The 13920-nt window shown below is 70.5% G+C and carries 5 protein-coding genes; 1 reads left to right on the top strand and 4 read right to left on the bottom strand.

Going from position 1 to position 13920, the window contains the following annotated elements:
* Nucleotides 1–168: 168 nt before the first annotated feature.
* The 4 genes from MXD58_RS08385 to MXD58_RS08400 form a co-directional block, all read right to left on the bottom strand.
* The gene (locus MXD58_RS08385) at nt 169–948 is read right to left on the bottom strand and encodes a DUF11 domain-containing protein (RefSeq protein ID WP_248840705.1); all 780 of its coding nucleotides are present in this window, start codon (nt 946–948) and stop codon (nt 169–171) included.
* A 146-nt stretch (nt 949–1094) separates the two neighbouring features.
* Nucleotides 1095–10394 (bottom strand): DUF7927 domain-containing protein, encoded by a 9300-nt coding sequence (locus MXD58_RS08390; RefSeq protein WP_248840706.1) that lies wholly within the window; start codon nt 10392–10394, stop codon nt 1095–1097.
* A 134-nt stretch (nt 10395–10528) separates the two neighbouring features.
* Entirely contained in the window at nt 10529–11644 is a 1116-nt protein-coding gene (locus tag MXD58_RS08395) for a fimbrial biogenesis chaperone (protein ID WP_248840707.1), read from the bottom strand.
* Nucleotides 11645–11740: 96 nt separating this feature from the next.
* Complete coding sequence (locus MXD58_RS08400) at nt 11741–12238, bottom strand: hypothetical protein (RefSeq protein ID WP_248840708.1); 498 nt, start codon at nt 12236–12238, stop codon at nt 11741–11743.
* 791 nt (nt 12239–13029) lie between these two features.
* Between MXD58_RS08400 and MXD58_RS08405 the strand changes: the two genes are divergently transcribed.
* A complete protein-coding gene (locus tag MXD58_RS08405) occupies nt 13030–13875 on the top strand; it encodes a CLIPPER-2 domain-containing protein (RefSeq protein ID WP_248840709.1) in 846 nt (281 codons plus the stop codon).
* Nucleotides 13876–13920: the final 45 nt, after the last annotated feature.

Here is a 13920-nt window from a genome sequence, read left to right on the forward strand (position 1 = left end):
GTGACCGCGAGCGAGATCGCCCGCCGCACGGCGGCGCTGCGCGGTCTGTCGGCGGCGGTGCGCCGCGCCTACGAGGCCGCCTACGACGCGTTCGACCCGAGTTACGCGACGGTGCGCCCGCCGCGCTGAGCGGGCCCGAGTCGGGCGGGCACCCGGCGTGGTCCACGGTCACCGCGGTTCCGAGACCGGCACCGCATCGTGATCTTCCCCGTCGCGATCCGCCTCGTGGTGATCCGCCTCGGCGAACAGGCCGGCCGCCGGGGCCCGGTGATGGCCACTACCGGTACGCGCCGATCGCCGCAGCGACCGCCGACGCCCCACCAGGACGACGGCGAGAAGCACCATCACGACGCCGACGCCGACACACAGCGCCGTGAGCCACCCGGAGAGGCCGCTGGAGGCGTGGCTGCCCGCGCTCGCCCCCGCGCCCCCGCCCGCCGGCAACTGGTCGGAGTCCGCGGCGCAGACGATCGGCCTGGCGTCGTCGCCGGCCGTCGCGCAGACCACGGAGGCGAGCCGTAGCTGGCCGCCCGGCGGCTTCGTCACCTCGGCGTGCAGGCCGAAGGCGGTGGCGCGGCCGGCGGGCAGACCGGTGTGCCAGGTGACCGCCCCGTCGCCGATGACCCCGTCGCGGTCGGCCGCGGTGACGTGCGTGCCGGGAGGCAGCCGCTGGGTGATGACCAGGTCGTCCGCGTCGACGGTGCCGATGTTGCGGACCTTCACCGTGTAGGCGAGACGGTCACCCCGCGCCACACTGGTCTGGCCGTCGTCGATCTGGATCGCCAGGTCCGGGCCCGCGCTGTCCTCCTCCGTCGGCGACGCGGGCGCGTCCGCCGCGAGGGCGGGCGCCGCCACGGCGGACAGTCCGACCGGCACCAGGGGCCCGGCCAGCAACGCGGCCGCGAGGACGACTCCCCCACGGATCTTTCTCGGGCACGGGATGCTCATCTGCGTCTCTTTCCGCTCGGCCCGTCGGCAGGTCGGCGATCGACCGCGGGCCCGCGACGGGGGCCCGGTGCTCGCGACGGGATGCAGGTGCTCGCGACGTCCGACAGTCCCCCGGCCGACGGCTGCCCGGCGTTCCAGACATCCGCTCACTGTGTGGCCGCGATGTAGTCCAGGGTCGTGGAGTAGGTGTCGGAGGTGACGAACGGGATGTCGATCGCATAGTCGTTGCTGACCGCGTCTCCGTTCACCGCGGACGCCTGGCCCTGGTTGTGGACCTCCACCGACGCGACGTCCGAGAGTGGGGTGAACCCGGCCGTGCCGGACTCCCGGACCCGCAACGAACCCACCGGGATGGAGTCGCCGTTGCCAGAGGTCGCCGGCGTCAGCGTCGGCGCCGTCCCCTGAACCGCGACGGTGTAGCCGTTGCTGCTGTTCGTCGTGACGGTCATGGTCACCGCCCCGTCCTGGGCGGCGGTGACACCCGGTTCCCCGGACAGGGTGAAGGAGTTGGTGAGGCCGGTGAGGGTGAGTGTCTGGGCCAGGACGGTGGTCGAGGTCGTGCACGCCGGCTCGGTGCCGACACCGGTGCAGGTACTGCCGGCGGCGGCGGAGGCCACCCGGTTCACCAGGGCCGCGCCCACCGTCGCCGCGTCGTCCACGGTGATCGAGTAGGTGATGGTCACCGCCTCGCCGATCGCGAGGTTCCCGGTCCAGACCAGCGAGGGCGCCGTGTAGGCGACCGTGCCGGTGCTGGCGGTCGCGTCGGCGTTGTAGAAGGCGTTGTCCAGGATCCCGGCGAGGTCATCGGAGATGCTCACTGCGGTGTACGCGGCGGCACCGGTGTTGATCGCGGTGATCGTGTACTGGATCGCCGAATCGAGGACCGCACTCGTCTGGTCCGCCGTCTTGGTGATCGTCAGGCCCGGGATCAGGATCGCGGTGGTGGTCGTGCAGGCGGCGTCCCCCACGCCGAGCAGGCAGGTGGAGCCGGGGGTGGTGGAGGCGACCTCGTTGACGGCCAGCCGGTCACCCGCGGCGGGCAGTGTGGTGGTGACCGAGTAGGTGATGGTCGCCGTCGCCCCGACGGCCAGGTCGCCCGTCCAGGTCAGGTCAGGGGAGGTGAAACTGACCGTGCCGGTGCTCGCGGCGCCGTCGGCGTTGTAGGTGGCGTCGTCGAGTACCCGCGTGAGGTCGTCGGTGAACGAGGCTCCGGAGTAGGGGGTCTGCCCGGTGTTCGTGACGGTGACCGTGTAGTCGATGGCGCTGCCCGCGACGACGGTCGCGTTCCCGGTGCCGGTGGCGGCGGTCTTGGTGATGGTGAGCGCGGGGATGAGCACCGGGACGATGACCCGGCAGGGGGGAGCGCCACTGCCGCCGGTCGGGCAGGTACTGCCGAGCGCGTTCGACGTCACATTGTTGATCAGCACGGGACCGCCCAGCACCGGGTTGTTCACCGTGACCGAATAGGTGATCGTCACGCTGGCTCCGACCGCGAGGTCGCCCGACCAGCTCAGCGTCGGCGCCGCGTAGGTCACGGTGCCGCTGGAGGCGCTCCCGTCACCGTTGTAGGCGGCAGCGGGTAGGACACCGGTCAGGTCGTCGCTCACCGTCGTGCCCGTGTAGGGGCTCTCCCCGCTGTTGGTCACGGTGAGGGTGTATGTGACGGTGTCACCGGGAGTGGTGGTCGTCCGGTCGGCCGCCTTGGCGATGGTGAGCCCCGGGGTGAGGATGTTCACCGTCACCGTGCAGTCCGGATTCGGGCTTCCCGGCGGGCAGGTGCTGCCGGCCGCCGTGGACGACGCGAAGGCGGTCACGGTCTTGTCGCCGGGATCGGGCGACTTCACCGTGACCGACGCGGTGATGATCACGGACTCGCCTGGGGCGAGACTGCCCGTCCAGACCAGCTGCCCGGTGGCGATGTCCAGGTTCAGCGATCCCGTCGTGGCGGCCGCGTCGCCGTTGTAGTCCGAGTCGTCCACCGCCTCCCCGAGGTTGGCGTCCACCACGGCATTCGGATAAGCGGTCTGGCCGGTGTTGGTCGCGGTGAGGGTGAGGGTCACGACCTGCCCCGGGATGGCCGTGGACACGTCCGCGGCGAGGGTGATGGCGAGCCCGCTGACCGGTACCGACACCGAGCACCGGGCGTCGGTGCTGCCGGTGGCGCAGTTGTTGCCCGCCACGGTGGAACTCACCGTGTTCGTCAGCTGGCCGTCACCGGCACCTGACGCCAGGACCGTGACCGAATAGGTGATGGTCGCCGAGCTGCCCGGGTTCAGGTTCCCGGTCCAGGTCAGCGTCGGGCTGACGAAGGCGACGGTGCCGACGGACGCGGCCGCGTCGTTGTTGTAGGTGGCGTCGTCGAGGACCCCGGCAAGCGCGTCACTGACCGCGGCACCGGTGAAGGGCACCTGCCCCCCGTTGGTCACCGCGACGGTGTAGGTGACGATGTCTCCGGGCGCGGTCGACGCCACGCTCGCGGACTTCACGATCGTCAGAGCCGGGGTGAGGACGACCACGGTCGTACTGCACCCCGCGTTGCTGCTGGCCGGCGGGCAGGAGCTGCCCTGATCGGTCGAGGACAGGATGTTGACGAGGAGTTTGTCGCCGGGGTCCGGGTTGAGCACCGTCACCGTGAACGTCACGGTCACCACGGCGCCGACGGCGAGGTCACCGGTCCAGGTCAGCGTCGGGGTGGCGAAGGACACCGACCCGGCGGAGGCGGCGGCGTCGCTGTTGTAGGTCGCGTCGTCCAGGACGCCGAGGAGGCTGTTCGTGACGGTCGCGCCGGTGTAGGCCGTCTCGCCGCTGTTGGTGATCGTGACCGTGTACCCCACGGTGGCGCCGGGAACGGTCACGGTGGCGTCCGCGGCGGTCGCGATGGTCAGCCCGGGGAGCAGGACGGGAACGGTGACGGTGCAGTTGGGGTCGGTGCTGGCGGTCGGGCAGTTGCTGCCGGGGGTGTTCGAGGTGCTGATGAGTCTCAGCAGCCGATTACCGGTGTCCGGATTGTTGACCCGGGCGCTGCCGGCAACGGTGACCGTCGCACCGACCGGGATGTCGCCCGTCCACACCGCGCCCGTCGCGCCGACCGACAGCGTCCCGGAACTGGCGGTCTGGTCCCCGACCGCCGTGGCGTCGTCGCCGAACTCGGAACCGTCCACCGTCACGACGACTCCCGTGAGAGGGGTCTGACCCGTGTTCGTGTACGTCCCGGTGAACACGACCACGCCACCCGGTGTCGTCGACGGAACGTTCGAGGACGCCACGATGGTCAGCTCACTCACCGTCACCGTCTGGGTGCACCGCGGGTCCGTGCTCGCCGTCGGGCAGTTGCTCCCGATCGAGTTCGACACCACCGAGTTCACCAGGATGTCGTCGCTGCCCCCGTGCTCCACCACGGAATAGGTGATGGTGACGGCCGCGGACGCGGGGACGTTGCCGGTCCAGGACAGGGTGGGCGCGCTGTAGGTCACCGTGCCGGCGGACGCGGTCGCGTCGTTGCTGTAGGTGGCGCCGGCCAGGACATCGCTGAGATCATCGGTGAACTGCGCCCCCAGGTAGGGCGTGACGCCGGCGTTCGCGACGGTGATCGTGTAGGTCACCGTCCCGCCCCTGGCCACCGAGGGGCCGCCCGCGGTCTTGGTGAACGTCAGCAGCGCCGCCGCGACGGTCGTCACCGTCGCGGTGCACCGCGGGTCGGAGCCGCCCGACGGGCAGTTCGAGCCCGTCGACGACGAGACGATCGTGTTCGTCAGCGACTGGCTGCCCGTGTCCGGGTTGTCCACCGTCACCGTGTAGCTGATCGTGGCGCTGGCACCGGGAGCGAGAGCGCCGGTCCAGGACAGGGTCGGGGTGCTGAAGGAGACCGTGCCCACCGACGCCGTGGCGTCCGCGTTGTAGACGGCGTCGTCGAGGACGTCAGCGAGGGAGGTGCTGAACGTGGCGGCCGGGTAGAACGTCTGGCCGGAGTTCGTCGCCGTGATCGTGTAGGTGAGCGTCGCCCCCGGGCTCGCGGTGGCGCTGCTGGCGGTCTGCGCGATCGTCAGCGCCGCGGTGAGCACGGCGACGTTGGTCGAACACGCCGCGTTGCCGCTGGCAGGCGGGCAGGTGCTCCCGACGTCGCTCGAACTGGCGAGGGTCACCAGCAGTTTGTCGCCCGGGTCGGGGGCGAGCACGGTGGCCGAGAACGTGATGGTCACGACGGCGCCGGCGGTGAGATTCCCGGTCCAGGTGAGCACCGGCGCGGCGTAGCCGACCGAGCCGGCCGAGGCCACCGCGTCGGCGTTGTAGGTCGCGTCATCGAGCAGTCCGGCGAGCGAGTTGGTCACGACGGCGCCCGTGTAGGGGGTCTCGCCGCTGTTCGTCAGGGTCATCGTGTAACCGACAGTGGCGCCCGGCACGGTGAACGTGGCGTCCGCGGCGGTCGCGATGGTCAGCCCGGGGAGCAGGACGGGAACGGTGACGGTGCAGTTGGGGTCGGTGCTGGCGGTCGGGCAGTTGCTGCCGGGGGTGTTCGAGGTGCTGATGAGTCTCAGCAGCCGATTACCGGTGTCCGGATTGTTGACCCGGGCGCTGCCGGCAACGGTGACCGTCGCACCGACCGGGATGTCGCCCGTCCACACCGCGCCCGTCGCGCCGACCGACAGCGTCCCGGAACTGGCGGTCTGGTCCCCGACCGCCGTGGCGTCGTCGCCGAACTCGGAACCGTCCACCGTCACGACGACTCCCGTGAGAGGGGTCTGACCCGTGTTCGTGTACGTCCCGGTGAACACGACCACGCCACCCGGTGTCGTCGACGGAACGTTCGAGGACGCCACGATGGTCAGCTCACTCAGCGTCACCGTCACCGCGCACCGCGGGTCCGTGCCTCCGGTCGGGCAGTTGCTGCCCGGGGTCGGCGAGGTCAGCACGTTCGTCAGCAGCCCGTCACCGGTGTTCGCGGTGTGGGTGGTGACGGAGTAGACGATCGTCGCCGTTGCCCCGACCGCCAGGTCCCCCGTCCAGGACAGCGTGGGCGCGGTGTAGCTGGCGGTGCCCGCCGACGCCGTGACGTCGCCGTTGTAGGTCGCGTCGTCGAGCAGGCCGCTGAGCGAGTCGGCGAACGCCGCACCCACATACGGCGTCTGGCCGGAGTTCGTCACGGTCACCGTGTAGGTGAGGACCCCGCCGGGGGTCGTCGTCGCCGCACTCGCGGTCTTGGCGATCGCGAGGCCGGGCAGCAGGACGTTGACCGTGGCGAAGCACGCCGGCGCGCTCCCGCCGACCGGGCAGTTACTGCCGATCACCGGCGAGGTGACGGCGTTGATCAGCAGCCTGTCCCCGGGGTCCGGGTCGAGCACCGTGACGGTGAAGGTGACGGTCGCGCTCGCTCCGACGGCGAGGTCGCCGGTCCAGGTGAGGTTGGGGGCCGTGTAGGACACCGAGCCGCTGGACGCGGTGGCGTCGGCGTTGTAGGTCGCGTCGGGCAGGACCCGGGCCAGCGAGTCGGTGACGGACGCGCCGGTCAGCGGCGTCTCACCGGTGTTCGTCAGCGCGAGGGTGTAGGTGACGGTGCCGCCGGGGGTGGTCGTGGAGACGTCCGCCGTCGTCACGAGAGACAGGCCCGGGGTGAGCACCGGCACGGTGGAGGTGCAGGCGGGTGCCGGCGCGCCGACGGGGCAGGTGTTGCCCTGCACGGCCGAGACGAGGGTGGCGCTCAGCACCTTGTTGCCGGTGTCGGGATTATTCACCGTGAGTGACGACGTCACCGTCACCGAGGCACCCGGGGCGAGGCTGCCCGTCCACACCAGATCACTGCCGACCAGGTTGATCGTTCCCGCGGTGGTCTGGCCGTCCAGGTTGTACGTCGCGTCGTCGAGAAGGTTTCCGAGGGGCACCGAGAAGGTCGCGTTGGGCAACGGCGTCGTGCCGTCGTTCACCGCCGCGTAGGTGAAGCCGACGACCCCACCCGGCTGCGTGGTTGTCACCGTGCTCGACGAGGTGATCGTCATGATCGACACGGTGACGATGTTGGCGCAGCCCGGATCCGTTCCGCCGACGGGGCAGGTCGTCCCCACCGTCGTCGAGGAGACCGCGCTGGAAAGAATCTTGTTGCCCGTGTCGGGGTTCGCCACCGTCACCGAGTAGGTGACGGTCACCGCCGCCCCGGCGGCGAGGTTCCCCGTCCAGGTGAGGTTCGGGCTGGTGAAACTCACCGCGCCGGTCGTCGCGGTCGCGTCGGCGTTGTAGACGGCGTCGTCGAGGACGCCCGCCAGCGCGTCGGTGAACGTCACACCGGAGAAGGCCGTCGCCGCCGTGTTCGTGGCCGTGATGGTGTAGTTCACGGTCCCGCCGGGCGCGACCGACGACGCGCCGGCGGACTTCACGATGACGATCGGACCGGCCGTGACGACCAGCGTGACCGCCTGGGTGGCGCTGACGGCGAACGCGTCCGTCACCCCGACGGTGAACGTGTAGGTGCCGGCGGTGGTCGGGGTGCCGGCCAGCACGCCGGTCGACGGATTGAGCGTGAGTCCGGGCGGCAGCGTTCCGGCGGTCACCGACCAGGTGAACGGGGCCGTTCCGCCGGTGACCACGAGGGTGTTGCTGTAGGCGATACCGGTCTGCGCGGGCGGCGGCGGCGGGAACGTGAGGGTCGGGCGCGGCGCGATCACCAGGCTCACGGTCCTCGTCGCCGACAGGCCGAGCGCGTCGACCACGCGGACCGCGAACGACGCGGTGCTCGCGGCGGTCGGGGTGCCCGAGAGCAGGCCGGTGGAGGTGTTCAGGGTGAGGCCCGCCGGTAGCGCACCGGCGCTCACCGACCAGACGAACGGGCTCGTCCCACCCGAGACGGTCAACTGGTCGCTGTACACCACGCCGACCTCACCGGCCGGCGGCGGCGGGAAGGGCAACGTCGGCGCCGACGCGATCGAGATCGTCAGGTTCTGCGTCGCGGCCTGACCGCTGGCGTCCACCACCCGGACCGTGAACGGATAGCTGCCGGCCGCCGTCGGCGTGCCCGAGAGCAGACCCGTGGCGGCGTTGAGCGAGAGACCGGGCGGCAGGCTTCCGCCGCTGATCGACCAGACGAACGGGGAGGTGCCACCGTTGACGGTGAACTGGTCGGTGTAGGCGGCGCCCACCCCGCCGGTGGGTGGCGGCGGCAGGGCCAGGCTCGGCGAGACGTTGATCGTCACCGCCGAGGAGGCGGCCGACTGGGGCCCCGTACCGGCCGCGTTGATCGCCGCGACCCGGAAGGTGTAGGCCGTGCCCCCGACCAGCCCGGTGACGGTCTGCGTGGTCGCCGTACCCGTGAAGGTCTGGGCCGGCTGCGCCACTCCGGCGATGTACGGCGTGACGACGTAACCGGTGATCGCGCTGCCGTTGCTCGCCGGCGCGGTCCAGGACAGGGTCGCCCCCGTGCTGCCCGCGCTCACCGCCGTGATCGTCGGCGCGGCCGGCAGAGCGTAGGGCGTCACGGCGTTCGACTGGGCGCTCGCCGTGCCCGTGCCGACGGCGTTGATGGCGGTGACCGTGAAGGTGTAGGAGGCACCCGCGGTCAGACCGGTCAGCGTCCGGGTGGTCGTCGAGGCGTCATAGGAGACCGGTGTCTGCGCCACCCCGGCCCGGTAGGGCGTCACGACATACCCGGTGATCGCGCTGCCGTTGCTCGCCGGGGCGACCCAGGTGACCGTGGCACTGGTGATGCCCGCGGTCGCGGTCGGAGCCGCCGGGGTCGCGGGGGCACTCGTGTAGACATACGAGGTCACCCCGGCCACCCCGCGGGTCACGACGGTGACACCGACGGGCGCGGCACTGGCCCGGGCGGGCATCGAGGAGATCTGCAGCGACCCGTCGCCGTTCACGGTGAAGCAGCCCACCGCGGGTCCCGCCGCACACGGCAGCAGCACCACCGGCGTCCCCGCCTGCTGCTGCGCCGTCGTCCCGATCTCGATCGCCGTCGCGCCGGCGAAGTTGGTGCCACTCACCGTGACGGCACCGCCGCCGGAGATCGACCCCGAGGTCGGCGCGATGGTCACGGCGGTGGGTGTCGCCGGTACCGTCCCCGCCGTCGTGCTGCCGGCGAAGCCGGGATTCGCGTCGATCGAGGACGACGTGGTGACCGACGTTGTCTGGATCAGCGCCGGGGTGACACCCGACGAGGTCACGATCGCCACCACGGTGACAGGGGTGAGCGTCGTCCCGTTGGTGAAGGGTCCGTTGCTGTTCGTACAGGTGATACTTCGTCCGACCGGAGCCTGACAGACCCAGCCGGAGCCGAACGCGCCCACCGGCACCACGCCCACCGGCACCGTCTCGGTCACCGAGATCGGCGACGGCTCATTGGCCCCGGCGCTGACCCCGGCGGTCACGGTGTAGGTGACCGGGTCGCCCGGCTGGGGGGTCGCGCCGTTGTAGCTCGTCGCGGCCACGTTCAACTGCGGGACCGGGTTGAAGGACACGACCCGCGCTTCGTCGAGCTCGTGGTAGTCGGTGACCGAACCGGTCGATGCCACCCAGCCGAACGCCAACTGGCGCGGGATCCCGCCCGAGGTCGTCCAGGTCGACGACGGATAGAGGCCGGCGGGCACGACAGGCAGCGCGCCCTGCAGTGTTCGGGGCGTCCCACCCACCGGGGTGAACACCACTTTGTACGTGTTGGCGGCCGCCGAGATGCCGGAGTCGGTGACAATGGTCGACGTGGTGGGGTTGACAACCACCTCGACAGGCACCTTCGACGCGTTGCGGGTGGCGGCTCCCAGCGCCACCGGCGGGGACGCCGTCGTCGTCGCCGTGCTGTTGATCGCGCAGTATCCGACCAGACCGGCGCCGGGGCCGCGCACGACGACCTGGCCCGGCACGCGCCCGCCCGTGGTGGAGATATAGGCCGGATTCGTGCAGCCGGAGCCCTGGTAGGTGCTGTTGCTGTAGTTCCCGAAGACGTCCAGGCCGATGCCGAGATAGCCGTTGCTCAACCCCACCAGGCTGGAACTCGCGGGCGTGTAGCCGAGCGCGCCACCGGGTTGCCCGAGGTTCGCCGGCGCCGTCGGTGCCGTCGGGTTGACCGCCGCCAGCACGAGCGCCAGGCCGTCCGCGTGTGTCCCGCCGTACTGGTAGCTGTTGAAGGTGATGTCCAGGCCCTGCGAGGTCGGCACGCTGGACGCTCCGAAGAGCCCGCCCTCGACGAAGGTCGTATTGTTGGTCAGACGCAGTTTTCCCGCCCCCGAGGGGTCCGTGAGCGGACAACTGCGCAGAACGCCGGTGGTCGAGTTCCCGGGTGAGGTGAGGCAGGCCGTGTTCGAACCGGCGGCGCCGGTCGGCAGCGCCGGCAGAACGACGCTGCCGAGTCCGTCGGGGGTGTTGTTGTGGAAGGGCTGGTCGAACAACAGGGTCCCGGCGGCGTAGGCCACATTGGGCAGGAGACTTGATATCGAACCGGACATGACCAGGCTGACCAGCGCCACGATCAGCACCTTGCCTGCCCGCCGGTGGCGACGGGCAGCGAATTTCCCCGGTGGTCTCCGCCGTCTGAATACTCCTACGCCGCTCATTACCGTAAGTATACTTCTAATAACAGCGAGTACTCGCGAGGTCTCGGTTACCGGTTCGGCGTGTCGCCCTCAGGGCCCGGGTCCGATTCTGGGAAGTCACCGAAGAGATCCACGCCCGCATTGTCGTGCGGCACGGTCGACCCGGACCGACTCAGGCCGGTGAGATCGTCCTCATGCCGCAGCGACCGCGCCGCTTTCAGCACCTGGGTACGGTAACGCCGACGCACGAGCACACCGATCAAGGAAATGGCAAGAATGCCGGCCAGTACCGCCACCGCCGGCCAGACCGGAAAGACGACCACGGTCGCCTTCGCGCTCTGCAGAGTCCCGTGCGGACCGGGGACGGAAACCTTCGCCCGGCAGATACACATAAGCGGCGGATCATCCCACCGCGCGGTGACCTCCCGCGTCGTTCCCCGCTGCACCGTGAAGTCAGGGAATGCAACGTCGCGCCCGTCGACCTGGAGGTTCAGATGGCCTTTTTCGCGAAAGTCACGATGAACGGTGCCGGTGTCCTGGAAGGTCGCCGTGAAGTGGACAGGACCACCCATCGCGAACCCCGACGTCCGCAGCGAGGGGATCTTTACCGTGTCGTCGACCGGGCCCGGCACCGTGATGTACAGGGGCACGCCGATGCCCCGGTTCAGCTTGATCTGCTTCTGATCACCGACGGCCGGCACCATGAACAGTATCGCCACGTGGTGGTCACCCGGCTCAGGATCGCGGGGAACCGCGATCCGCACGGCCACCACCTGGCGCGCACCCGGTTCCAGGTGGAACTTCGCCGGACTGGCCGATATCCAGGTCAGCGCCGAGTAGGGCGCCTCCGTACGCTGGAACCGCAGGGTCCCGTCCCGCCCGGAGGTGAAACCCGCCCGATTCACCACGACGTCGAGCGGCAGCCGGCCATGATTGGTCACCGCGAAGTGCTGATCCTTGGAGAGCTGTTCCTGTGGAATAACCAGTCTCGTCGGGCTCACCGTCAGGGAGAAGTCCGCGGTCGGCTTGGAAGCCACCGAAGCCGGCGCGTGCGGTGCGGGCGGCGACGCGAGAGCGGCGGGCCCTGGGCCAGCCAGGGCCGCCCCCCACAACACCAGAACCGCGGCGGCGGTTACGCGCAGACCCAGTCGCACCCGGCTGGCCACCACGCGCACCGCCGCCATGTGTTCCGTCCTTTTCTGCTGGTCGAAAATCGGAAATCCCGGTCGGATCGGCTACCTATGCCTCAGGACCGTTTCGGGTTACCCGAGTTGCAACTACTACAGGGTCGTGGCAACGTAGTCGAGGACCGCGGAGTACGTGTCCGGGATAACGAACGGAATGGTGATCTGATAGTCGTTGGTGAGGGTGTCGCCACCTTCGGCAGAGGGTGCCGCCTGTGAGTACACCTGCACCGGCGTGCCGAAGGTCAGGGGCGTAAAGGGCGTGGTGCCCGCTTCCCGCACCTGAAGGTCACCGATCGGGATGGTTGACGTGTTACCCGGCGTGGCCGGGTTCAAGGTCGCCGTCTGCGGTTCGACGGTCACGGCGTATCCCTCGTTGTTGTTCGTCGCCACCGTGAACGTCACCGGTGGAGTAGCATTTGTTACGGTTTCGCCCGGGTTACCGGTCAGCGCGAAAGAGGAGACCAGACCGGTCAGTGTGATGGACGAACCGACGATAACGTTGGCGGTTGTACTTTGCGTCGCAGTCTGTCCCGGAACCGCGCTTGCCCCGGTAGCCATCCCTCCGATCACCGTCGCGACACCCGCTGTCACGACAAGTCCGCGCCGCAGCGCCGGATACGATCCGAGTTTCCTCGTCATTCCCTACCCCGCTTACTCGAGAAGTTACGCAGAGTGTTTAGGCAGCTACTTTCCGCGTCAAGGATCGTCGCCTGAGGCCGACGCCTGGCCTGTTCGATCCATGGACCTCGCACGCGCACGCGCTGGACAAACCAGCCGAACGTGAGCGGCCCGAACGAAGCGACGTGAGTGGGTGCGGGTAGACGGAATCCGCCAGGCGGTCGCATGCCACGCCCTGCCACCGCAGTGGAGGTGCGGACCGCCGCCACCCACCGGCGCGGCGCGGCGGAGGTCGCCATCGACAGCCGGATCCGGCGCGGCGGGACCAGACGGGACCACATGGACCACGCGGGCGCACGCCACTGCGCGGGCGGGTTCATCCGACCGCCACCCAGGCAGGCGGTTATCACCCGATCGGCGCCGGACGCGGGCCGGGACCTGGCGTCGGCTTCCCCCCTCCTCCCCACCGAGTTGGCTGCCGAACCGCAGGAGCGCTACGTTGCTCTGAGTAACTGATCGTCACGCCAAGCGAGGGGGACCCTATGGCGGCGGGACCGTTGCCGGAGGCGCCGACTGATCGGCCCTCCCTCGCCGCTGGCGCCGCCGGCGTCCGCGAATTCCGCACTCCCCCGCGGCGACCGAGCCGGGTACTCGGCGTCATGAGCGGCCGTCAGCGGCGCGACCGCCGCCCCACGGCCGGCCCGGCGGCGCCGGTGGACCACCGCCGCCAGCCGCGGCCACAGTCACAATCACAGTCACTGCTAGTGACCGCCCTGGTGGCGGGAATGGTGCCGCTGGCGGGAATGCCCGCCATGGCCGCCACCTCGTCCCAGACCACTGTCGGCATCGTCGTCACCGGCACACCCGCGCTGACCGTTACCAAAACTGGCACCGTGGTGGGCGTCGACAAGGACAGCGGGTCCGGGGCTGGCCGGGTGCGCTGGACGATCACGGTGTCCAACACCGGCAACACGATGCTGTCCGGGCTGACCGTGAGCGACCCCAAGGCAGGTCCGGTCGACTGCCCCACCACCTCCCTCGTCCCACGCCAGGTCGTGACCTGCACCACCGCCGACCATGTGATCACGGCCGCGGATGTCGCGGCGGGCGTGGTCACCAACGTGGCGACCGCATCGGCGGCCGCCCCCGGCGGACAGGTCGTCTCGCCACCCGCGTCCGCCCGCGTGCCGATCCCGACCGCGAAGCCCGGCTTCGTGTTCTTTCCCCCCCCGGGGATCTTCGGGGTGCCCGGCGCCCCACAGGACCACCCCGATTCCGATGAGCCCAGGTCGGCAGGCGCCGCGGCGGGCGGGCCGGGAGTAGCGGTTGGCGCCGGTGCCGGTTCGGGTGGCGCCGTCGGCGCGGGTAGCGGCCCTGATGCCGCCGGGCCTGGTAACGCCGGGCCTGGCTCACCGCCTGGCCAGGACGGCCTGCCTCCCGCGGCGGGGGAGCGCCAGCGCGTGCCTGCGCCGGTGGCCGTGGCGGGGGGCCAACCTGACGAGCCTGGGCGCGGTGGCCTGAGCTTGGTCCTGTTCGGCGCGGTCACGGCCGCTGGTGCGCTCGCCGCACTCGGGATACTCGCCGGCCGGCGGACCAGACGCCGGCGTTGACCCGACCGCAGTGGACCCGACCGCAGTGGACCCGACCGCCGCGGA

The sequence above is a fragment of the Frankia sp. AgKG'84/4 genome (genome assembly GCF_023242965.2).
GTDB lineage: Bacteria > Actinomycetota > Actinomycetes > Frankiales > Frankiaceae > Frankia.

Bases quoted from the DNA above. Each gene is read 5' to 3' on its own strand.
- MXD58_RS08385 (WP_248840705.1), bottom strand. From the start codon at position 948: ATGAGCATCCCGTGCCCGAGAAAGATCCGTGGGGGAGTCGTCCTCGCG.
- MXD58_RS08395 (WP_248840707.1), bottom strand. From the start codon at position 11,644: ATGGCGGCGGTGCGCGTGGTGGCCAGCCGGGTGCGACTGGGTCTGCGC.